At 55.9% G+C, this 22167-nt stretch carries 22 protein-coding genes; 12 read left to right on the top strand and 10 right to left on the bottom strand.

Annotation, left to right across the window (positions count from 1 at the left end; translation table 11 throughout):
* Nucleotides 1–148: 148 nt before the first annotated feature.
* On the bottom strand, nucleotides 149–1561 hold the full coding sequence (locus ABTW00_RS11020; protein ID WP_065357119.1) for a PLP-dependent aminotransferase family protein: 1413 nt from the start codon (nucleotides 1559–1561) through the stop codon (nucleotides 149–151).
* A gap of 230 nt (nucleotides 1562–1791) precedes the next feature.
* Nucleotides 1792–2115, bottom strand: a complete 324-nt coding sequence (locus ABTW00_RS11015) for a hypothetical protein (protein ID WP_209438762.1) — start codon at nucleotides 2113–2115, stop codon at nucleotides 1792–1794.
* Between the two features lie 355 nt (nucleotides 2116–2470).
* On the opposite strand from ABTW00_RS11015, the gene ABTW00_RS11010 reads away from it, so the two are divergent.
* From ABTW00_RS11010 to ABTW00_RS10995, 4 genes are all read left to right on the top strand, one after another.
* On the top strand, nucleotides 2471–3871 hold the full coding sequence (locus tag ABTW00_RS11010; protein ID WP_064545244.1) for a cytochrome ubiquinol oxidase subunit I: 1401 nt from the start codon (nucleotides 2471–2473) through the stop codon (nucleotides 3869–3871).
* The gene (gene cydB / locus ABTW00_RS11005) at nucleotides 3868–4878 is read left to right on the top strand and encodes a cytochrome d ubiquinol oxidase subunit II (protein ID WP_064545242.1); all 1011 of its coding nucleotides are present in this window, start codon (nucleotides 3868–3870) and stop codon (nucleotides 4876–4878) included. Before ABTW00_RS11010 ends, cydB begins: the two co-directional genes overlap by 4 nt.
* Nucleotides 4878–5003, top strand: a complete 126-nt coding sequence (locus tag ABTW00_RS11000) for a DUF2474 domain-containing protein (RefSeq protein ID WP_065357122.1) — start codon at nucleotides 4878–4880, stop codon at nucleotides 5001–5003. The genes cydB and ABTW00_RS11000 overlap by 1 nt, the downstream gene beginning before the upstream one ends.
* Before the next feature lie 124 nt (nucleotides 5004–5127).
* Nucleotides 5128–5400 carry a hypothetical protein gene (locus ABTW00_RS10995; RefSeq protein ID WP_433640727.1) on the top strand — a complete coding sequence of 91 codons (273 nt, stop codon included), beginning with the start codon at nucleotides 5128–5130 and terminating at the stop codon, nucleotides 5398–5400.
* 77 nt (nucleotides 5401–5477) lie between these two features.
* On the opposite strand, the gene ABTW00_RS10990 is transcribed toward ABTW00_RS10995, so the two are convergent.
* Together ABTW00_RS10990 and ABTW00_RS10985 are read right to left on the bottom strand one after the other, a co-directional pair.
* Nucleotides 5478–7448: a peptidase U32 family protein gene (locus tag ABTW00_RS10990; protein ID WP_433640724.1), complete on the bottom strand. Its 1971-nt coding sequence runs from the start codon at nucleotides 7446–7448 to the stop codon at nucleotides 5478–5480.
* 199 nt (nucleotides 7449–7647) lie between these two features.
* On the bottom strand, nucleotides 7648–8223 hold the full coding sequence (locus tag ABTW00_RS10985; protein ID WP_271447355.1) for a helix-turn-helix domain-containing protein: 576 nt from the start codon (nucleotides 8221–8223) through the stop codon (nucleotides 7648–7650).
* 133 nt (nucleotides 8224–8356) lie between these two features.
* On the opposite strand from ABTW00_RS10985, the gene ABTW00_RS10980 reads away from it, so the two are divergent.
* Nucleotides 8357–9523: a benzoate/H(+) symporter BenE family transporter gene (locus ABTW00_RS10980; protein WP_433640720.1), complete on the top strand. Its 1167-nt coding sequence runs from the start codon at nucleotides 8357–8359 to the stop codon at nucleotides 9521–9523.
* Here ABTW00_RS10980 and ABTW00_RS10975 read toward each other — a convergent pair.
* Nucleotides 9500–10375, bottom strand: coding sequence for a helix-turn-helix transcriptional regulator (locus tag ABTW00_RS10975; protein WP_433640717.1), 876 nt, complete (start codon nucleotides 10373–10375; stop codon nucleotides 9500–9502). The two genes, ABTW00_RS10980 and ABTW00_RS10975, sit on opposite strands and share 24 nt — an antisense overlap.
* Before the next feature lie 185 nt (nucleotides 10376–10560).
* Between ABTW00_RS10975 and ABTW00_RS10970 the strand changes: the two genes are divergently transcribed.
* The 6 genes from ABTW00_RS10970 (at nucleotide 10561) to ABTW00_RS10945 (ending at nucleotide 16225) form a co-directional block, all read left to right on the top strand.
* A complete protein-coding gene (locus ABTW00_RS10970) occupies nucleotides 10561–11460 on the top strand; it encodes a DMT family transporter (protein ID WP_065357127.1) in 900 nt (299 codons plus the stop codon).
* A gap of 217 nt (nucleotides 11461–11677) precedes the next feature.
* Nucleotides 11678–12679, top strand: a complete 1002-nt coding sequence (locus ABTW00_RS10965) for an alpha/beta fold hydrolase (RefSeq protein WP_433640715.1) — start codon at nucleotides 11678–11680, stop codon at nucleotides 12677–12679.
* 34 nt (nucleotides 12680–12713) lie between these two features.
* A complete protein-coding gene (locus tag ABTW00_RS10960) occupies nucleotides 12714–13451 on the top strand; it encodes a response regulator (protein ID WP_433640713.1) in 738 nt (245 codons plus the stop codon).
* Nucleotides 13448–14785 (top strand): ATP-binding protein, encoded by a 1338-nt coding sequence (locus ABTW00_RS10955; RefSeq protein WP_271447358.1) that lies wholly within the window; start codon nucleotides 13448–13450, stop codon nucleotides 14783–14785. Before ABTW00_RS10960 ends, ABTW00_RS10955 begins: the two co-directional genes overlap by 4 nt.
* A 100-nt stretch (nucleotides 14786–14885) precedes the next feature.
* Nucleotides 14886–15053, top strand: a complete 168-nt coding sequence (locus ABTW00_RS10950; protein WP_433640711.1) for a hypothetical protein — start codon at nucleotides 14886–14888, stop codon at nucleotides 15051–15053.
* Complete coding sequence (locus tag ABTW00_RS10945; RefSeq protein ID WP_433640709.1) at nucleotides 15053–16225, top strand: cytochrome c biogenesis protein DipZ; 1173 nt, start codon at nucleotides 15053–15055, stop codon at nucleotides 16223–16225. Before ABTW00_RS10950 ends, ABTW00_RS10945 begins: the two co-directional genes overlap by 1 nt.
* A gap of 51 nt (nucleotides 16226–16276) precedes the next feature.
* Here ABTW00_RS10945 and ABTW00_RS10940 read toward each other — a convergent pair whose 3' ends face one another.
* The 3 genes from ABTW00_RS10940 to tehA all read right to left on the bottom strand — a co-directional run bounded on the left by ABTW00_RS10940 (nucleotide 16277) and on the right by tehA (nucleotide 18689).
* Entirely contained in the window at nucleotides 16277–16945 is a 669-nt protein-coding gene (locus ABTW00_RS10940) for a DUF3313 domain-containing protein (protein WP_065357130.1), read from the bottom strand.
* A gap of 146 nt (nucleotides 16946–17091) precedes the next feature.
* The gene (gene tehB / locus ABTW00_RS10935) at nucleotides 17092–17688 is read right to left on the bottom strand and encodes a tellurite resistance methyltransferase TehB (protein WP_271447359.1); all 597 of its coding nucleotides are present in this window, start codon (nucleotides 17686–17688) and stop codon (nucleotides 17092–17094) included.
* A complete protein-coding gene (gene tehA, locus ABTW00_RS10930) occupies nucleotides 17685–18689 on the bottom strand; it encodes a dicarboxylate transporter/tellurite-resistance protein TehA (RefSeq protein WP_433640707.1) in 1005 nt (334 codons plus the stop codon). The genes tehB and tehA overlap by 4 nt, the downstream gene beginning before the upstream one ends.
* A gap of 154 nt (nucleotides 18690–18843) precedes the next feature.
* Here tehA and ydcK point away from each other — a divergent pair, with 154 nt between their 5' ends.
* Nucleotides 18844–19824: a YdcK family protein gene (ydcK, locus tag ABTW00_RS10925; protein ID WP_433640705.1), complete on the top strand. Its 981-nt coding sequence runs from the start codon at nucleotides 18844–18846 to the stop codon at nucleotides 19822–19824.
* Here the strand turns inward: ydcK and rimL are convergent.
* Together rimL and ABTW00_RS10915 are read right to left on the bottom strand one after the other, a co-directional pair.
* Nucleotides 19819–20370 carry a 50S ribosomal protein L7/L12-serine acetyltransferase gene (gene rimL, locus ABTW00_RS10920; protein ID WP_433640703.1) on the bottom strand — a complete coding sequence of 184 codons (552 nt, stop codon included), beginning with the start codon at nucleotides 20368–20370 and terminating at the stop codon, nucleotides 19819–19821. The two genes, ydcK and rimL, sit on opposite strands and share 6 nt — an antisense overlap.
* Nucleotides 20371–20432: 62 nt before the next feature.
* Nucleotides 20433–22088 (bottom strand): glucan biosynthesis protein D, encoded by a 1656-nt coding sequence (locus tag ABTW00_RS10915; protein ID WP_064545217.1) that lies wholly within the window; start codon nucleotides 22086–22088, stop codon nucleotides 20433–20435.
* Nucleotides 22089–22167: the final 79 nt, after the last annotated feature.

The following is a 22167-nucleotide window of genomic DNA, read 5'->3' as shown; positions in this document are numbered from 1 at the left end:
TGAATAAATTGATGCTGATAATATGGATTATAGACAAGGAGTTACCGGTCGATGGCGCTATGCGTATTTCCTATGACCGGCGCAATGAAATATCCCCTTAATTAGCATGAATATCATTAAGGGGATAATCGGGAATAAGCGTTTGTGATTAATTCAGCATCTGGCGAATAAGCTTACCGAGGGTTTCCACCGCATGGTCTTCTCTTTCCCCCCAGCCCCAGGCGGTATTAAAGCGAAAGAATGACGCCCAGCTATCGGTGGTTGAAAACATTTTGCCCGGTGCAATACTGATCTGATGCTCCAGCGCTTTTGTGCTTAATGCGCCCGCATCCATTCCCGCCGGTAGCTCCAGCCAGAGAAAATAACCGCTGTCGTTGTGATGAATACGCACCTCAGGCGGCAGCGAGCGCATTAGCGACTGCCACGCCATCTGCTTGCGTTCCGCTAACTGACGGCGCAGACGGCGAAGATGCGCGTCGTAGCGTTTGGTCGCCAGATAATCGACCAACGCCAGCTGCATTGGAGAGCTGGTGGAAAGCGTGCTCATCAGTTGTAAATGCTGAATACGGCGAGCGTGCTTGCCCGCAGCGACCCAGCCAATACGAAAGCCCGGCACCAGACACTTAGAAAATGAACTACAGTGCAGCGTCATATCCTGCTTGTCCCATGCTTTCGCAGGCAGCGGCTTTTCGCGGCCAAAATAGAGTTCGCTGTAGACATCATCTTCAATCAGCGTGACGTTATGCGCCGTGAGGATCTCGACCAACCGCGCCTTTTTCTCCGGCGTCAGCGTAAAGCCCAGCGGATTTTGGCTGTTGGTCATCAGCCAGCAGGCTTTTACCGGATAATGTTGCAACGCCTGTACCAGCGCATCAAGATCGATCCCCTCTTTCACATCGGTCGCAATCGACAGCGCCTTGAGCTTCAGCCGTTCTAACGCCTGCAGCGCGCCGTAGAAACACGGGTTTTCCACGATAACCCAGTCGCCGGGCTCCGTGACCGCCTGGAGGCTCAGGTTCAACGCCTCCAGAGCCCCGGCGGTAATGACAATTTCATCCGGAGAGATCGTCATTCCCTGTAGCGCATAGCGTCGCGCAATCGCATGGCGCAGCTCATCATTACCCGGCGGCAGGTTTTCAATCACGCTCATGGCCGTCGCGGTTTTACTCACCTGGGCCAGCGAGCGGTTCAACTGCTGCAGGGGAAACAGCCGGGGATCGGGAAATGCGGACGCAAACGGCAGCACCGCCGCGTTGCGGCTGGCCTGAAGAACCTCAAAGATATAGGTGTTAATGTCGACAGCGTTATCAGGCATGACCTGCGGTGCCGAGGCCGCGGCACGCGGGGCAACGGGATGCGGCGCCACATAGTAGCCGGACTGCGGGCGCGCGACGATTCTTCCCTGACTCTCCAGCAACTGATAAGCATGACTTACCGTCATAAAACTCATCCCGCTGTTGGCCACCTGCTCGCGTAGCGAAGGCAGCTTATCACCCGGCAGCCACACACCGTGGGCGATCTGTTCCGTCATCTGCTCAGCAAGGCGCTGGTACTTTTTCATGATCAATTCCGCTAGCTCAGTCTGACTGCTATATTATATCAGCGTTAAAAAAAATGCATTTTTATGTAACTGATATGGATAAGTGACTGTACATGGCAGGATCAGATCATCCTCTTCGGCCGACCAACGGTAACTTTCAGGCGGTGAATTAACGATCTTTATTTAGCGTTTACTTATGCAAAATAAATAAGGCCGCAATATAGCGGCCTTAAACCAACAGAACAAAAACATCAGGTTCTACGGGTAACTTCAAATACGTTTGGCGCAACTTCGATAACAGCAAATTGGCTGTAAGATGTTCCTGATGAAGTATAAGGTTTAGCCTCAACATCGCGATCGGGAAGTTCAATAGTTGCGTTAATTCTGGTTAGTAAACAAAGACCTCGAGGGAAAGAGGCGCTTTGCCCCGGGCGAATGTTAAAATGATCGGTACTGCACGCTGCATATTTAATTTCGCCGTGAATACGGTATTTGGTTGTATTCACTACACAGGCCTGCGGGTACGCACCATCAACTTCCTGATCTTTCAGGTCAACAACATTATCCATTTCCATTTTATTCCCTTACCATTTAGAAAATCATATTTGGCTTGTCCGGAAATTAATTTATCATTCCGTAAATAACATTCTGTGATAAATATCACGCCAACCAGCACCACGATATATTTCATACATAACGGTGATAAAGCAAATAAAATACTGAGCCTTCATCTCTGCGCCGATATATAATAATTGTATGAAATAACGAAATTATATTTATTGTTTTTATATTTTGCTTACCCTCCTGCTCAATATCCCAACGTCCATCCCGCAGCGTAAACTGTTATCAATTTATAACGGCTGACTGTCTCTGCAACTGCACCGCGTTGCACTTTAGACTGCTAGCGAGTTTCTTTTTTCCGGAGTCAGCATGTTCGGTCTTGATGCGTTTCACCTCGCGCGAATTCAATTTGCCTTTACCGTTTCGTTTCACATTATCTTCCCCGCCATCACGATTGGCCTGGCAAGCTATCTGGCCGTGCTGGAAGGGCTATGGCTCAAAACCCGCAACCCGGTCTGGCGCTCGCTGTACCAGTTCTGGTCAAAGATCTTCGCCGTTAACTTCGGCATGGGGGTCGTTTCTGGCCTGGTCATGGCCTATCAGTTTGGCACCAACTGGAGCGGTTTCTCGCAGTTTGCGGGCAGTATTACCGGCCCGTTACTGACCTACGAGGTGCTAACCGCTTTCTTCCTTGAGGCAGGTTTTCTTGGCGTCATGCTGTTCGGCTGGAACCGCGTCGGGCCGGGCCTCCACTTTTTTGCCACCTGCATGGTAGCCCTGGGTACGATCATCTCTACCTTCTGGATCCTCGCTTCCAACAGCTGGATGCAGACCCCGCAGGGGTATGAAATCGTCAACGGTCAGGTTGTTCCGGTTGACTGGTTCGCGGTGGTGTTTAACCCATCCTTCCCGTATCGACTCCTGCATATGTCTATCGCCGCATTCCTGAGCAGCGCGCTGTTCGTTGGGGCGTCGGCGGCCTGGCATCTGCTGCGCGGCAACACGTCACCAGCCATACGCGTCATGTTTTCCATGTCGCTGTGGATGACGCTCATTGTCGCCCCCATTCAGGCGATGGTCGGCGATATGCACGGTCTTAACACCCTGAAACATCAGCCGGCAAAGATTGCCGCCATTGAAGGACACTGGGAGAACCCGCCGGGAGAGCCCACGCCGCTGCTGCTGTTCGGCTGGCCGGATATGGAACAGGAACGTACCCGTTATGGGCTGGAGATCCCCGCGCTCGGCAGCCTGATCCTCACCCACAGTCTGGACAAACAGGTTCCTGCGTTGAAAGAGTTTGCCAAAGAAGACCGGCCAAACTCGACAATCGTCTTCTGGTCATTCCGCATCATGGCTGGGTTGGGCATGCTGATGCTGCTACTCGGCGTTGTCGCTCTGTGGCTTCGTAAGAAGCAAACCCTCTATACCTCACGTCCGTTCCTGTGGTTTGCGCTGCTGATGGGACCATCCGGTCTGGTGGCGATCCTTGCGGGCTGGGTGACCACCGAAGTGGGCCGCCAGCCGTGGGTGGTTTATGGTTTGCAACGCACAGCAGATGCGGTTTCCGCACATGGCGATCTGCATATGAGCATTAGCCTGGTGGCTTTCTTCGTGGTGTACAGCTCGGTCTTTGGCGTGGGCTATAGCTACATGATGCGGCTGATTCGCAAAGGGCCGCAGCCCTTTACCCCGGAACCGCACGGTACCCCCGCACGTCCGCTCTCTGCCGCCATTGAGCCACAACAATCTCAGGAGGAGCGCGTATGAGCCTCGATCTGTCCATTATCTGGTTTGTGATTATCGTCTTTGCCACCCTGATGTATATCGTGATGGATGGCTTCGACTTAGGGATAGGCATTCTGTTCCCCTTCACCAAAACGACCCAGGAGCGAGATGTCATGGTGAACAGCGTGGCCCCGGTGTGGGATGGCAACGAAACCTGGCTGGTACTCGGCGGCGCAGGGCTATTCGGCGCGTTTCCGCTGGCCTATGCGGTGATCATCGACGCGTTAACGATTCCGCTTTCACTGATGCTGGTGGGGCTGATTTTCCGTGGCGTCGCCTTTGAGTTTCGCTTTAACGCCACGCCTTCTCATCGTCCGTTCTGGGACAAAGCGTTTATGGGCGGTTCCATTCTGGCTACGTTCTGCCAGGGTATCGTCGTGGGGGCGGTGATCAACGGTTTTCAGGTGACCGATCGCGCATACAGCGGTGGCGCATTTGACTGGCTGACGCCGTTTACGTTGTTTTGTGGCCTTGGGCTGGTTATCGCCTACGCGCTGCTCGGCGCCAGCTGGCTGGTGATGAAAAGCGAAGATGCGCTGCAAACCAGCATGCGACGCGCCGCGCGCGGCCTGCTGCTGGCGCTGCTGGCCGCCATGGCGGTCATCAGCCTGTGGACGCCGCTGCTACATTCGTCAATTGCCACACGCTGGTTCAGCCTGCCGAATCTCTATTATTTGCTGCCCGTGCCGCTGCTGGTACTGGCCGCCAGCGCGCTGCTGTGGCGCCATCTGGGGCAACCGGAAAGCCACGTGCCGCCGTTTATTCTGACGCTGGCGCTCATCTTTCTCGGCTTTAGCGGGTTGGGCATCAGTATCTGGCCGGCGATTATTCCACCGTCTATCACCCTGTGGCAGGCTGCTGCACCGGTGCAAAGCCAGGAATTTATGCTGATTGGCGCGATATTTATCATCCCGGTAATTCTGGTGTACACCTTCTGGAGTTACTACGTTTTTCGCGGCAAAGTGCCGCAGAATGAGGGGTACCACTGATGAAAAATCGCTGGATGTCGCGAATATTCTGGCTAGTTGCGCTGTGGGGCGGCAGCGTACTGGCGCTGGCGGTAGTAGGCAGTTTATTTCGTATACTGATGACCGCTGCCGGTTTTAAATCCTGATAGAACAATCAGATACCTTCCTTTTTTGCTATCCCCAGAGAAATCCTAATTCTCTGGGGCTTCACATTTCCTCCACTTTTTATTGGTCAACTACCCCCACTGCACGAAGCAATGTATGGAGTACATGATGAAGAAAATTATCGCACTGTCTGCTTTCCTGGCAATGGGTCTGTGTTCAACGGCATTCGCCGCCGATCATCAGGAACCGTCGAAAAAACCACCTGTAGAACAACAGCATAACGGTCAGCCACCGCAGGATAACAAAGGACCACACCAGCACGATAGCAAAGGCCAGCCGCCACGCGACAATAAAGGTCCGCAGCACGATGGCAAAGGCCAGCCGCCAAAACACGACGGCGACAATAAACTGCCACCACCAAACGGTCAGCATAACTAACTAAAAAAGGCCGGAGAGCGTAATCGCTTTCCGGCCTTTTTCGTTACCCGCGGGTAGCGTTGCTGCTCGCAAACGGACTACAAAGGTGCGTTTTTACGCTTTGGCAGCGTCTTCAGCAGATCGTCAGGGCTCACCGACGCCACCACGCTCCCCGGCAAGGGCATTTTCAATATGTGGTTTTTGATTTTGCCAATCACGTGCATTTCGCATGGGCGACAATCAAACTTCAGCGTCAGCACTTCATCGCCGTTAATCAACTGCATCGGCGTCGCCTTCCAGCTTTTAATCGACCCTTTCGCCTGTTTCGGACACAGATTGAACGCAAAACGCAGGCAGTGCTTGGTGATCATCACCGGGACGTCGCCCTTCTCCTCATGCGCTTCGTACGCGGCATCAATCAGCTGCACGCCATAGCGATGATAGAACTCACGCGCTTTATGGTTGTAGACGTTCGCCAGGAAGCTGAGATGGCTTTCCGGATAAACCGGCGTCGGGCTGGCCACCGCTTTACGGCTACCGCGAACATAGGCGTCAAGACGCGCCCGATCGAGCAAATCGACGGTTTCACGACGCAGCTGGTTGAGCTGGCTGTTTGGGACAAACAATGCTTCCGGTAGCATCACTTCAACGCTGCGTGCGTAGTACAGCGTTTGCCCGAGTTTAGCGACGCCGTCATGCAGCTGGCTGAGCGCTTTTTCAGCGTTGTTTGCCGTAGCAAACTCGCCGTCTAACGTGTGGGTCACCGTGACGCCATCTTCACTGGTCAGCGTCAGCACCAGCTGTTCCTGCCAGCCGGAAAGCTCGATATCCACTGCGATACGACGCTCGCTGGAAGTTTTCAGCAGCGCCTGCTGCCAGTTATGGTCGAGGTTACGGTTCAACACCTGATGCGGCCGCGCCTTATGCAAGTCCGCCGGCATTTCGTTCGGCCATACGCGATAGCGATTTTCACCGATTTTTTCCACCGTGTTGGCACGAAAACCGACGACTTCACGTTTGATCAGCACATTCAGGCCATCGCCGTTCGCCAGCGCTTCGCTCACCTCAACATCCAACGTATCTTTGTTGACCTTCAGCACTTCGCCCACTGGCAGGCCAACAAATTTCGGTGAGTCGAAGGCGCCGATGTTCATCTGCCGCTGGTTGACGAAGTAGTCCGTGCTGCCGCGATGGAAGGTTTTATCTGTCGACGGGACAAAGAAATGCTCGGTACGTCCAGCAGAGGCGCGGGCTAAATCACCGCGTTCTTCAATAATCGCGTCGAGCATCTGGCGGTAATGGGCGGTGATGTTCTTCACGTAGCTCATATCTTTGTAGCGACCTTCAATCTTGAAGGAGCGCACGCCCGCATCAATCAGCGCACCAAGGTTGGCGGTCTGATCGTTATCTTTCATCGACAGCAGGTGTTTTTCAAAAGCGACCACGCGGCCCTGATCATCTTTCAGGGTATACGGCAGTCGACAGGCCTGAGAACAATCACCGCGGTTAGCGCTACGCCCGGTCTGGGCATGCGAGATATTGCACTGACCTGAATAAGCCACGCACAGCGCGCCGTGGATAAAGAACTCGATAGTGGCATCGGTGGCTTGATGAATCGCATTAATCTGCTCAAGATTCAGCTCGCGAGCGAGCACGATCTGACTAAAGCCGACGTCGGAGAGAAACTTGGCTTTTTCTACGCTGCGGATATCGCATTGCGTACTGGCGTGCAGCTCGATGGGCGGAATGTCCAGCTGCAAAATCCCCATATCCTGCACGATCAGCGCATCGACGCCCGCATCATAAAGGCTGGTAATCAGCTTCTGGGCGGGTTCCAGCTCATCATCATGCAAAATGGTATTGAGCGTAATGAAGATTTTGGCGCCAAAGCGATGGGCAAACGGCACCAGCTCAGCAATATCCTGCAGACTGTTGCTGGCGTTATGGCGGGCGCCAAAACCGGGTCCACCAATATAGACGGCGTCTGCGCCGTGGAGAATCGCTTCGCGGGCAATCGCCGTATCGCGTGCCGGACTGAGGAGTTCAAGATGAGCGTTTTGCTGGCGCATACAGTCGGAGTTATCCAGTAGGGTCACAAAATGGCGGCTATTGTAGCCATAAGCCGCGGTAGACGAAAACAGTTTCCATCGCTTCTGCGCTGCGGTTAGCTGAATTTCGGCAACCTATTGCCGAAATGCTCATTTCCGCTTGTATCATCAATAGGTTAGAGTCAGTTCCGTATTCCGGACTTTCCTCGTAACGGCCACGTTATGGTTCATTGTCGTGATTTGCCGCAGGTCTGCCTGCGGCTTTTTCTTTCGGATAATGAATAATAGAGTGGAAATGTACGGTTTGCTCGCCGCTATTGCGATAAGCGTGGGGGAGATCGCCTGCGAACCGCAGCCCTTCTCCCGCCTCGAGCCGACGCCATTCCCCCTGAACGCACATATCCAACTGGCCGCCGATCACCACCACATGTTCAATCACCCCTTTTTCATGCGGGGTCGATTCACTTAGCGCGCCAGGCGCCAGAGTGATCGAGAAATGGTCAAAGCACAGTTCAGGATCCCAGGGAAAGATCGGCGTCACCACCATCGCTTGCTGTTGGGGATCGAACGACTGCTCCCCATCTGTTTCCGGCGGAGTAATGAAAACGGAAAACGGGACGTTCAGGCCGGTGGCGATTTTCCACAGCGTCGCCACCGTCGGGCTGGATTCATTACGTTCAATCTGCCCCAGCATCGCCTTGGATACACCGGTTTCTTCAGCAAGCTTTGACAGGCTCCATGCCCGTTCCTGACGCAAATTTTTCAGCGTTACCGCCAGATGTTGCGCAATATTCATTCAGCCTCCATGTTTTATATTGCCAAAGTATACCTTACCTACGCGCTATTTACGTCCGCGAAGCACAACATTGTGCGTTATAACGCACAATGGTATAGTGCGCGAACGCTATAACGCACAAGAGGTCATTGATATGCGCGCCGCTTTTATCCCTTTTCCTACCCTGCTGGCCGGATTTGTTGCCGTGCTGGTTGGCTATGCCAGCTCTGCCGCCATTATCTGGCAAGCCGCTGCCGCCGCAGGCGCCAGCGCACAGCAAATTTCCGGCTGGATGACGGCGCTGGGTCTGGCCATGGGGCTCAGCACGCTGGTGCTGACATTGTGGCGTAAGGTGCCTATTCTTACCGCCTGGTCAACTCCAGGGGCCGCGCTGCTGGTCGGTGGTTTACAAGGCGCTACCCTCAATGATGCGGTAGGCATCTTTATCTTCGCCAACGCGCTGATTGTCATTTGCGGGTTGACCGGTTGGTTTGCCAGATTGATGAAGCTGATTCCCCATTCGCTGGCCGCAGCCATGCTGGCGGGAATCCTGCTGCGTTTTGGTCTTCAGGCATTTGCCACGCTACAGGGGCAACTGTTGCTGTGCGGCAGTATGCTGGTTAGCTGGCTGCTGTTTAAGGCCCTCGCGCCGCGCTATGCCGTGGTTGCCGCGCTGGTGGTGGGAATTATTGTCGCCCTACTAAAAGGTGACGTTGTCACAGATGCGTCCACTCTGGGGTTTGTCGCGCCTCAATTTATTGCGCCCCATTTCTCGCTAACGCAAATGATCAGCGTGGGTATTCCTTTCTTTCTGGTCACCATGGCTTCGCAGAACGCCCCCGGTCTCGCCACGCTTCAGGCCTCTGGCTATCGCGTGCCGGTGTCGCCGTTGATTGTGATTAGCGGCGCCTTTGGGTTGCTGCTGGCACCCTTTGGCGTCTATTCCGTGTGTATTGCCGCTATTACCGCCGCCATTTGCCAAAGCCCGGATGCACACCCGGATCCGCAAAAGCGCTGGCTGGCTGCCGCCGCAGCCGGTGTTTTCTATCTTCTCGCGGGCGTATTTGGTGGCTCAATCACCGCGCTGATGGCGGCCTTACCTGTCGTATGGATTCAGATGCTTGCCGGGCTGGCATTGCTGGGTACGCTAGGCGGCAGCCTGTTCCAGGCGCTCACTTCCGCATACGAACGCGACGCCGCGATGGTGACGTTTCTGGTGACGGCGAGCGGCATCACTCTGGCGGGGATTGGTTCGGCGTTTTGGGGACTGGCTATCGGTGGTGCCAGCTTTGCACTGCTATCGCGCCAGGCCCGCGCGTAGCTGCGACGGCGTGGTGCCGGTCACCGCTTTAAAGCGATTACTGAAGTGGCTGGCGGAGCTAAAGCCGCAGCTTAAGGCAATATCGGTTAGCGGTAGCGCGGTGTGGCGCACCAGCTGTTGCGCTTTATCCATACGACGCTGCATCACATATTGATGCGGGGCTAAACCGACGGACTGACGGAACATGCGCGCAAAATGGTATTCGCTGAGCGTCGCTTGCGCAGCCAGCGCCGCAAGCGTTAAGGGATCGCCAAGATGCGCATCGATAAAATCGAGCGTATTACGCAGGACGCCCGGAGCCAGCCCGCCCGTCACCGTCGGTAGGCGCCACTGCACATTGGCGTAGTTCTGCAGCAGGTGGGTAAGCAGCAGCGTGCTGGCGCTGCTGAGGGTCAGCTGATTGGCCGGCTGCTGCCAGTCGCAGCCAAGCAGAAACTGGCGGTACAGCAGCGTAATTTTGGGGTCGTCACCAAAAATTTGTTCATCCAGCGCGATCGTCGCCGGACTGCGGTCCCACACCTGCTCACCTACCTGACGCAAGTGCTCATCGGTGCAATAAAGATGCACAAACGAAAGATCATCACGAATATCCCACGTCGATTCGCTGTCCTCCGGCATCAGGCAGAAACGATTTGGCCCACCGCCGTTTTTCCAGCCGTGCGGCGTTTTCTGATAACTTTCATAGCCATCGGCCACATACAAGCTCAGCGTGTGGTGATCGCTTTGTACCGTCAGCGTGTCGCGTTTGTTGTACCACGCGGCAAGCTGAATACCTGAATTGAGCGCGACGGTTTCCCGCAGAATGGCCTTCTGGCTCCTTAGTCTCTCAAACGTCGCGTAGGTGTGTGCCATTAACATTTCAGTCACGATGATAGATAAGCCCAGTCTAGGGCTTGTCGCGCATGGATGCTAGCTTTCAGCCCTGCCGGATATAAAAAACCGCAAGAATTTGCAAGTGTGCCGCAACTCCTTGCAAGCCCCGCTCGCCAGTACGCGTCAAACTTTGCTTTCTATCGCTGTTATCGTTGTGAGGAATTATGAACGCGCTGCTCTACACGCTGGTCGTTGTTATCTGGGGAACCACCTGGATTGCCATTTTTTTACAGCAGGGCCCGGTGCCTGAAGCCGTCTCCATTTTCTGGCGTTTCGCCATCGCCAGCGGCACCATGTTAACGATTTTGCTGTGTCTACGCCGCCTACGACCGCTGGCACTACGCGATCATCTGTTCTGCATGGTGCAGGGCTGCTGCGTGTTTGGCTTCAACTTTCTCTGTTTTTACACCGCCGCGAAATGGATTAATACCGGCCTGGAGTCGGTGATTTTCTCCATGGCGGTGCTGTTCAACGCCATCAACAGTTTTATTTTCTTCCGCCAGACGCCGCCAAAGCGCTTTTACCTTGCCGCCCTGCTCGGATTAGCTGGTATCATCACACTCTTCTGGCACGACCTGCAGGCAGTGGGTATGAGCAGTACTCTACTGGCGGGCATTTTACTCAGCGCGCTGGGTACCTACGGCTTTTCGCTGGGCAATATGCTGAGCTTACGCCACCAGCGCCGGGGCCTGGAAACATTGACCACCAACGCCTGGGCGATGCTCTATGGCACGATCGTTATTGGCATTGTGGCGCTGCTGCGCGGCGATGATTTTACGCCGCAGTGGACGGTGAGCTATATGGGGGCGCTGTTCTACCTTGCACTGTTCGGTTCAGTGATTGCCTTTGGCGTCTATTTCACTCTGGTGGGGCGTATCGGCGCCAGCAACGCCGCTTACAGCACCCTGCTGTTTCCACTGGTGGCGCTGACGCTGTCCACGGTTTACGAAGGCTATCAGTGGCATGCTAATGCGGTGATCGGGCTGGTGCTGATTCTGCTGGGCAACCTGGTGATGTTCGCGAAACCGCAGTTCTGGCGCTTACCGCTCCTCAGCCGCGCCTGATGCGGCATCGCCAATCAGGGAGGCATCGCGTGCCTCCCTTTTGTATCACACTGTATCTGGCGTTTGCGCCGATACAGTCGCTGGCAAAATCCCTTCTTATGCACACATCCGCGACACTTCCGCTTGTTTTTATTATCTGGTCGCGATAGCCCACTATACTTCGTTCGCTATCGTTTTTGATTTGATGCCAACAACCTCGTGTGTGCAGGAGAAATCTATGAACGTTTCAGCGTCCCCGGTATTTCGCTTTAAAACTCTGTTGCTGGCCAGCGTGCTGCTGGCGCCCGCCTTGCCGGCCCTGGCTGCGCCGGATTACGCCGCCGAATTTAAAACCGTTCACCAAATTAACGCCGGCGACCTGAATATCGGCTACGTCGATATTGGCCCGCGCGATGGCCAGCCGGTCATCCTGCTGCACGGCTGGCCGTACGATATCAACAGCTACGCTCAGGTCGCGCCTGCTCTGGCCAGTAAAGGCTTCCGCGTCATTGTGCCCAGCCTGCGCGGTTACGGCACCACCCGATTCTTATCCGCCGCCACGCCGCGTAACGGTCAGCCGTCCGCGCTGGCGTCTGACGCCGTCGCGTTAATGGATGCGCTGCATATCAAACAGGCCGATTTCGCCGGTTTCGACTGGGGCGCACGCACGGCGGATATCGTCGCCGCGCTGTGGCCGGAGCGGGTGAAATCGCTGGTTTCGGTCAGCGGCTATCTGATTAGCAGCCAAAAAATTGGCGAGCAGCCGCTGCCGCCGCAGGGCGAACAGCAGTGGTGGTATCAGTTTTATTTCGCGACCCCGCGCGGCGCGGCGGGCTATGCCAAAAACACCCACGACTTTGCGAAGCTCATCTGGCAGCAAGCGTCACCGGGCTGGAAGTTCAGCGAGGACACCTTCAATACCAGCGCCAAATCGCTGGACAACCCGGATCACGTGGCGGTGACCATCAGCAACTACCGCTGGCGTTTAGGGCTGGAGAAAGGTGAAGCGAAATATGCTAAATATGAGCAGAAGCTCGCCACGTTGCCCTCCATTACCGTCCCGACCATCACCATTGAAGGGGGCAACAACGGCGCGCCGCACCCGGATCCGAAAACCTACGCCGCCCGCTTTACCGGCAAATATGAACACCGTACTTTCGGCCCAAACGTGGGGCATAACCCACCGCAGGAAGATCCGGCTAACTTCACTAAGGCCGTCATCGACGCCGATAAACTGTAACCCCACGGCTGCCCCGGCCTGACCTGGAGTCAACATGGAACACATCGATAATATCCTGGTGGTGGATGACGACCACGACATTCGCGAGCTGGTTGTCGACTACCTGCTGAAATCAGGCTATCGGGCGACGGGGGCCAGCAACGGCAAGGCTATGCGCAGCTATCTTGCCAGTCATCAGGTGGATCTGGTGGTACTGGACATCATGATGCCCGGCGACGATGGTCTGACGCTGTGCCGCCAGCTGCGCAATGACCGGCAGAATATTCCCGTACTGATGCTGACCGCGCGCGGTGACGAGGCGGACAGAATTCTGGGGCTGGAAATGGGCGCCGACGACTATCTGGTTAAGCCGTTTGTCGCCCGTGAACTACTGGCACGTATTAAGGCCATTCTGCGCCGCTACCGCGCCCTGCCGCCGAATCTGCAAATTACCGAGGCCGGACGGCTGATTGCCTTTGGCCGCTGGCAACTGGATACCGCCGCCCGTCATCTACAGGACGACGAGGGGCTGGTGGTGGCACTCAGCGGCGCGGAGTATCGCCTACTGCGCGTGTTTCTCGACCATCCCCAGCGCGTGCTTAATCGCGACCAGTTGCTTAGCCTGACCCAGGGCCGCGATGCCGAGTTGTTTGAGCGGTCAATAGATCTGCTGGTCAGCCGCCTGCGTCAGCGGTTGAACGACGACGCGCGCGAACCGGCCTATATTAAGACCGTGCGTAGCGAAGGCTATGTGCTGGCCATGCCGGTCACCCTGCGGGAACTGCATGAATGAGGCTGTGGCCAAAAACGCTGCTATACCGGTTAGTGCTGATTGTGCTGGGCGGGCTGCTGCTGGCCAACAGCCTGACGCTGGCGGTGCTGCTCTATGAACGGATGAGCAGCGCCCGCAGCGTGATGCTCAACAACCTGAGCGACGACGTCGCCACCAGCGTGGCGATTCTCGATAGGCTGCCCGCCAGCGAGCGTAGCGCCTGGTTACCCAGGCTATCGCGCGGAAATTATCAGTATCTGACCAACATCGGTGAATCGGGGCCGCCGCCCGACAGCTGGCGCTCGCGCAGCATTGTGCAAACGCTGCATGACGCACTGGATGAAAAATATACGCTAACCATAAGCGCTCTCCCTGGGCCACGGGAGCACCTGCAGGCGCATCTGCGCTTAAGCGACGGTCAACCGTTAACCATTGATATTCGTCCGCAGCTTCCTGCTCTGGCGCGCTGGCTGCCGATTGTGCTGGTCGCCCAGCCGCTGCTGCTGCTGATTTGCGCATGGTTGGCGGTGCATCAGGTTGTGCGCCCGCTCTCCCGCTTTACCCGCGCCGTCGAATCATTAGAACCCGCAGACACCTCGCCGCAGCCAATGGAAGAAGATGGTCCGCGGGAAGTCCAGCAAACGGCCCGCGCTTTTAACGCTATGCAGGCGCGCGTTCAGCACTACCTCCAGGAGCGTACGCAGATCCTCGCCGCCATTTCTCACGATCTGCAAACGCCGATTACGCGTATGAAGCTGCGGGTGGAGATGGCGCAAGATACGGCACTGCAAGAAAAGATGATGCAGGATCTTGATGCCATGGCCCGTCTGGTGCGCGAAGGTATCGCCTACGCCCGCAGCAGTGAAAACGTTCAGGAAGCGAGCCTGCGTCTCGATCTCAACGCCTTTCTCGACTCCCTCGCCTGCGATTACGTAGACACCGGCCAGCCGGTCACTTTCGAACCGCTGGCAAGCCTGCCTCCACTCACGACCTATCCCCAGGCTCTGCGTCGGGCGATCGCCAACCTGGTCGACAATGCGTTGAAATATGGCAATAACGACGCGCTCTTACGTATCACCCCCGTTGACGAACGCTGGCTGACTATTGACGTGCTGGATAGCGGCCCGGGGATCCCGGCGGCGGAGCTGGACGCCGTACTTCAGCCTTTTTATCGGCTGGAAACCTCGCGTAATCGCCATACCGGCGGCACCGGATTGGGGCTGGCAATCGCCTCCCAGCTAGCCGCCCGCTTACGGGGTCGCTTAACGCTGAGCAATCGCCCACAGGGCGGGCTGGAGGCCAGGCTCTGGCTGCCTTTGTATCCTGATGTATCCAGAGCAGATACGGATAAATAGCCTGACAAAACGGCCCTTTGACGACACACGCCCTATACAGCGGCGCGATTAAATCGCCTCACCGCCTGCAAGGCAGGCTGATATCAACATGAGGTGATTTATGACCAGAGTCCGTCAGTTTTTCCTTGGGGCCGTAGCGGCGATGCTGCAAACGGCAGCCTGCGTCGCCGCAGACAATCAGGCGCTGCGCGCCGCCCTTCTCGCTACACCGTCCGCCACCGTCGCGCAGACGGCCGATCGCCCACGCCGCGTGCTGGGAGGTGCCTGATGACCGTTATCATTGCGTTTCTGGGGGGCATGCTCACGCTATTAAGCCCCTGCACGTTGCCCGTCATCCCCTTTTTGTTCGCCAGCATGAAGGGGCAAAAACGCCATCTGGCGGCGCTGCTCGGCGGTATAGTGCTGATGTTTACCGCGCTGTCGCTGCTGGTGACCGTGGCCAGCGCGTGGGTCACCCAGATTTCAGCGGCGGGTCGCTGGCTGGCGCTGGCGTTTCTCACCGTGGTGGCGCTGTCGCTGATCTCACCACAGATAGCACAGCGGCTAGCGTCGCCAGCAGTCCGTCTCGGTAATCAGGTCAACGACCGCAGCCTACGTCGTCAAGGAGTGCTGTCGGCGCTGCTGGCCGGGATTGCCACCGGCCTGCTTTGGGCACCCTGCGCGGGCCCAGTGCTGGGGGCCATTCTCAGTCTGGAAGTGGTTCAGGGAAACACCGTATCCAGCGGTGTTTTGCTGGCCGCCTATGGCGGCGGCTGCGCCGTTATGCTGGCGCTATTGTGGCTGGGCGGCCAGCGGGTGATGCGCAGGCTGCGCGCCAGAACTACCGTGGTTGAGCTGCTGAAACGGCTGGGCGGGGTCGCTATGCTGGCCTCGGTGATACTTATTGCTTCGGGCGCCACCAGCGTATTTCAGGGGGCCAATACGCTCTCCCTGCGGCTAGAACAGCATCTGGTGTCGTGGGTTCCCGCCACGCCCGTTAAACTGCAGCCCGTCGCCGACAGCGCCCTGCCGCCGCTCACTGGCGGGACCGGGTGGGTCAACAGCGCGCCGCTCAGTCGCGAGACGCTAAAAGGCAAAGTCGTGCTGGTCGATTTCTGGACTTTTGACTGCATTAACTGCCAGCACACCTTACCGCATGTCCGCGAATGGGCGGAAAAATATCGACCACAGGGGCTGGAGGTGATTGGCGTACACACGCCGGAGTATCCGCACGAGAAGAATTTGGCCGCGGTAACGGCCGCAGTGAAAAAATGGCGGCTGAGCTACCCGGTGGTCACGGACAATAATTATCAAATATGGCGCGCTTTTGGCAATCAGTACTGGCCAGCCCACTATCTTTTTGATGCGCGCGGTCAGCTTCGCTATACGTTCTTTGGTGAAGGGAATTACAGCGAACAGGAACAGGCCATCGCGCAGTTATTAAAAGAAACGCGTACCTGATTAAAATAAGGGGGCACTCGCCCCCTTATTTATTGTGGAATTAATATGAACTTATTTCTGCGACGGGTCGAATTTCACCGCATCGATGGCCATATCATCAATAACCTGTTTCAATGTATCCAGCGTCAGCTGCGCGTTAGAGTTAGACAGATCTTTGCCTTCACCCTTACGCACCACTTTAATGACCGGCTTATTGGTGGCGGCGTCAATCAGTTCCGCCTCAAAGTACAGGTTGGTGTTCATCGTACGGTGGCCCGTCGCGGCTTCAGTGCCCGCAACAACCATCGCAATTGGAATCACTTCGTAGAACTGCAACCCTTCTTTGCTGGAGTCAACGGCAGTAATCGCACCGCGGAAGATCAGGCTATGCGGGCCAGCTTTGGTTGCCAACGGTTTGCGCTCGCTGATGGCTTTTTTCAGCTCGGTATTGGTGTAGTTCAGAATATCGGTCAGCGCTTTCTGCCCAACCTGAGTGGTCGGTTTTGGTACCGGATAGTAGGTTACCGGGTTATAAACAACGTTAGCATAATTGGCCGATTTATAGTCCGGAGAAATCCAACGCAGTTCCGTTTTCCCCGACGCCGTGGTGGTTTCTTTCAGACCGGAATAGTCTTTTAAAAAGCCGGAGTACTGCTCCGGAGTGGTGGTCTTCGATGCACAGCCCGCTAATGCCAGAGCGCCCACAAGGGCCGCCGCTTTGAAAAACGCTTGAGTACGCATGAGAATAATCCCTGATAAATGCACAGATGCCCGTAAGTTATAGCAAATGAATCAGGAGTTTGTCGCGGCAAAAATGGAGGCTGCTCTCATTATTTATAAAAATGATTCAGCATATAACGGGCTTTTGCCCGTTATATAAATAACAATTATGATTCCCTGCGCGCCAGCATCGTCGCGAAGCGTAATTTAATGCGGTTGCCCTTTTCATCAGTACGATGCAATTCGCCGACGTCTTCGTTATATTTCAGCAAATTCCAACCTTTATAATAGTTTTTCAGCTCACCTGTTTTAAAGGCAAACGGGAAGCCAACCGTACAGGGGAAATCATCGGTGTCCATCGCCGCGACAATCAGGTTGTAGCCGCCCGGTTTGGTACAGCGCTGCATGTTGTCGATAAGACGCGGAATCGTATTCGCTTCAAGGAACATCATTACCACGGTAGAAAGAATAAAATCATACTCACCGTCAAAGCTAAGCGTATTGAGATCGTGAATAGCCACCTGCAGATTGTCCAGCCCTTCCGCTTCACGAATCGACCGCAGGTTCTGAATGCTCATCGGGTTCTTATCCCACGCCGTTACGTCGTAGCCGTTCGCCGCCAGATAGAGGCTATTGCGCCCGTTACCGCAGCCCAGATCGAGGGTTTTCCCCGGCTTAACGAGAGTCGCGGCATCCACCACTTCTGAATGGGTTCGGGTCAGGCCGTATTTGTCGGTAAAGTAGTTTTCATCACGAATGGTCATTGGTCATCCTTCGGTTTCATCAGTGTCGACGGCGCAACACGCGTCAAAAGTTTACCCTGAAGCAGCAACAGCAGCGTTTTTATCAGCAGCAGGCCGATCACGATATTAGTGAAAATAAAGAGCGGCAGCGCCAGATTATGGAAGAAGCCGGTTCCACTGGCATGTCCCAGATGCAGACCGGTAGAAGCCAGCGCGGAAATACCGAACGAGAAGCTCCAGAACGAGGCGTTAAACGCCTGACGCAGATACCAGGGCATCAGGCGTAACATAAACAGCAACTGTAATAGCCCGTAGCCGAACAACATTTTCGCGAACACATCGGCATGTCCGCCGTTAATGCTCAACCACGCGTTACAGGCGACCAGCGCCGGTGCCAGCTGAATGCCGAGTGAGGTCCGCAACGGCACGGACAGCGTGCCGCCGCTGCGCAGACGTTGCACGATAGCGGGCTCCAGCGTAATCCAGGAAATGACGCCAGCGCCCAGAAAGACCAGTCCGGCATCGTTAAATCCCAGCGCCCCGCAGGCCATGGCGCTGATAAAATTGTTGGCGACCGTCGGCAGATACAGTCCTGGCGTGGTGGCATCTGCCGGATGCTCGCCGCGCCACAGCCCCGCCGTTTGCCATGCGGCATAGCTCAATTGCAGCACCACGCCGATAATAAACAGCGCCTGCGCCAACGTTCTCAGCCACGGTGTGACGCCGATGGCGACCAGCATAGTGGTCGCCGGAAACAAACTCACAAAACTGCTGGCGATGGGGTGGCGCATCTCCAGCCAGACGCTGTAGGGAAAACGTATCGCACGGGTGATAAATGCCACCGTCAACAGCGCCCACATCACGATCGCCAATATCACCAGCCCTTCGCCAATCGCCGGGCTCACCGGCCAGATAGTGCTGGCATAACGCCAGGCGAAACCCATGCCAATGGTGCCCAGCACCATCCCAAAATAGCCTGCAGGTAAATTCAATACCCGCTGCCCATCGGTTTTATTATGCATTTTGTTTATTTAATCAAATTTATTTAAGTTGCATTTTAAATGATTCTTTTAGGCAGCGCTAGCGCCAAAAGCTGGCCCCAGAAAACATCAGCCGTTCGACCTGCTGTCGTAAAGGATTTGCTACATTTATTGTATCTATTTAGCAGAGGTCATCATGAAAAAATACCGTCTTAGCGACGCTTCACGCAGCGTTCAGGTAGGCGAACCCGGCGCGCGGGAGAGCATCGTGATGCGGCAGGTTATCGCCCTTCGGGATTTCGCCGACGTGACAACCGGCACTCCGGGCGGCTGGGTCGATGATGAGAACGCACTGAGCCACGACGGCGACTGCTGGATTTACGATGAAAACAGTCTCGTTTACGCCGGGGCAAAGATAGAAGAAAACGCACGGCTGATAGCCCCCTGCGAAGTGAGTCATCAGGCGATTATCAGCGGCAACGCCCGCGTGCAGGCCAGCCGGATCGGCCAGGGTGCGCGGCTGAGCGGCAATGTCACCGTCGATAAGGCGCGAGTACACGGATACTGCCACCTGTTTGGCGATGCCCATATCGGCGAGGGCTGCCAGATTGTCGGGGCAAAAGGACTCACCGCCGACAACGAACGGCTGCTGCAAATCTACGATCGCGCCCGCCTGACCGACTGCCGGGTCGTACATCAGGTACACATTTACGGCGACGCCAGGTTAAACCACGCTTTTGTGGAACATCGCGCAGAAATTTACGACAGCGCGCGCCTGGAGGGGAATGAGGAAAACAATATCTGGGTCTGCGATTGCGCCAAAGTCTACGGCAACGCGCGCATTATCGCCGGGTCCGGTGAAGATGCAATTCCAACGCTACGCTACAGCTCACAGGTGGCGGAGAACGCGGTCATTGAGGGCAACTGCGTGCTGAAACACCACGTACTGGTTGGCGGCAACGCCCGGCTTCGCGGCGGGCCTATTTTGCTCGACGACCACGTGCTGATTCAGGGTGATGCGCGTGTCGAAGGCGATGTGCTGATCGAGTATCACATCGATATTACCGATAACGTGGTTGTAGAAGCCCTGCCCGGCGAAGCGATTCACCTACGCGGGCGCAAGGCCATCACCGGATCGCAGCGGATTACGCGTACTCCGCTATTCGGCGCGCTATGACCGCGTGTTATCGATGATGCGCGCGTAAATATTCTGGTCGTAAAACACGCCATTCAGAAACTCGGCCTGGCGCAGGCAACCTTCCAGCTGAAAACCATTACGTTGCGCCACTTGATTGCTGCGCAGGTTGTCCACCCGGCACTTAATCACGAAACGGCGAATTTCCCCCAGTTCAGCGTAATAGCGGATAAACGCCTGCAGCGAGGCGGATAAAATCCCTTTCCCCTGCACGGCCTCGTCCAGCCAGTAGCCGATATAACCCGTTTTGTTAGACGGTTCAATCTGGTTAAAAGAGAGCACGCCCGCCATTTTCCCCTCGACAAAAATCAGGAACATTTTGGCAATGCCGCGCTGGTGCAGCATCATATTGCCCTGCACATTCTGGCGGGTGTCCTGTTCGCTTTTGACAAACTGCGGCCAGTTGAGCGTTTGCTGTAGCCAGTCGCGATTGCGCAGCACCATCTGATGCAGCTCGGAAACGTGCGACTCATTCACGGCCTCAAGGGTAATGGCGTCGGAGACGACGATCGTTTCAATGCGGGTCATATGCAGGCTCTCGGTCAAAAGGAAAACCCGGCGTCGCGCAGCTTGGCCGGGTCTCTGCTGGGTTATTTCATAATACGGTCGTCAACGTACTGACGTTTATCCGGCGCTGGCGGGAAGTACTGATACAGCCAGGTTTCGCTGATGGCGTCGCCACGACAGCGCAGGAACAGGCGCATATCCACCGGGTCGGTGGAGTCTGATGTGGGGTACCAATCGAACAAAATACGGTAGCCGTCAAACGGTTCAACGTAGAGAATTTCGATCTGCTTCGCTTCACCGCTGGAAAGCGTAATCACCGGTTCAATGCCTTTCGGCGCAGCGGCTTTCAAATCACCACCGACAAAGTCGATAGCAAAGCGACGGGACCATTTGTCCGGATAATGTTCGCCCGGCGCCCAGCCTTCCGGGAAGCTGCCCATTCCGGTGCGGGTTGCCAGTACGCGGGCTAACGGCGAACGGACCGGCGGCATCGCGCTCCAGTACAAGCGATAGCTAAAGTTCAGCTGGTCGCCCGCTTTCATCGGTTTTTCCGGCTGCCAGAAGCAAACGATGTTATCCAGCGTTTCGCCGGTCGTCGGGATCTCCATCAGGCTTACCGCCCCTTTGCCCCACTGATTGCGCGGCTCGACCCACAGGCTTGGGCGCTTGTTGTACCAGCCCATCACGTCCTGATAGTGGGTGAAATCACGGTCCAGCTGCAGCAGGCCAAAGCCTTTCGGGTTCTTATCCTGATAGGCATTGAACTGCAGCTTTTGCGGGTTGTTCAGCGGACGGCAGACCCACTCGCCGTTGCCGAGCCACATCGCGAGACGATCGGAATCGTGGATCTGCGGGTGAATGGTGTCGCAGACGCGGCGCTCATTGTTGCCGCAGCTGAACATACTGGTCATCGGCGCGATACCCAGCTGTTTGATATCTTTGCGCGCATAGATATGGTTTTCCACATCCATAATCACCTGCGCCTTCTCGCAGTGCACCACGAATTTATAGGCACCGGTCACGCTGGCGCTATCGAGCAGCGCGTAAACCGTAAAGGTGGTGTCGCCCGGTTTAGCCGTTTCAAACCAGAAGGAGGTAAAGTCCGGGAACTCTTCGAGTGAGTCGGTATAGGTGTCAATCGCCAGACCGCGTGCAGACAGGCCGTACTGATAGGTGCTGTCGACCGCGCGGAAGTAGCTCGCGCCCAGGAAGGAGACGATGTCGCGACGCGCCAGTTCTGGTGCCTTAAACGCGCGGAACCCCGCAAAACCGAGGTCGGTCTGCCCTTCCAGCTGTTTCGTATCCACGCCAGCATCGTTGTACTGGAACAGCTCCGGGCGGAAGTGGATTTCACGCGCCTGCTGGCTGGCCGGGTCGAGTGAGAACATACGCACGCGGCGGCGGAACCCCATGCCAACGTGGAAGAACTGAATATCCAGCTGGCGATCTTTCACGTTATTCCACAGGGAGTGCGCCGCATCGTACTGGATGCTGTTGTAAGCCTGTGGCGTCAGATTTGCCAGCGTCTCCGGCAGCGCGCGCGGCGCGCCGCTCCACGGCTGACGTGAGAGATCGTGAGCCATTGATTGCAGCACGCCAAAGTCAAAGCGACGGGTCTGGCCGTCGGCAATGTCAGACTCCTGTGCCAGCGCGGCCTGGGAGAAAAGCGATGCAAAACCGGAAGTCCCGCACACGGCGGCAACAGCCATTGAAGATTTTAGAAAGTGTCTGCGATTCATGCCTGGCAAAGCGTCCTTTTTATAGTCGGAATGCTGCAAAAAAATAACGGCGATACTGTCGCCCACTCTAGACAAAATT

This window comes from Kluyvera georgiana, assembly GCF_050990895.1.
GTDB classification, from domain to species: Bacteria; Pseudomonadota; Gammaproteobacteria; order Enterobacterales; family Enterobacteriaceae; genus Kluyvera; species Kluyvera georgiana.
Note: the sequence above shows the minus strand (reverse complement) of the source record. Positions and strands in the feature narration are given on the sequence as shown.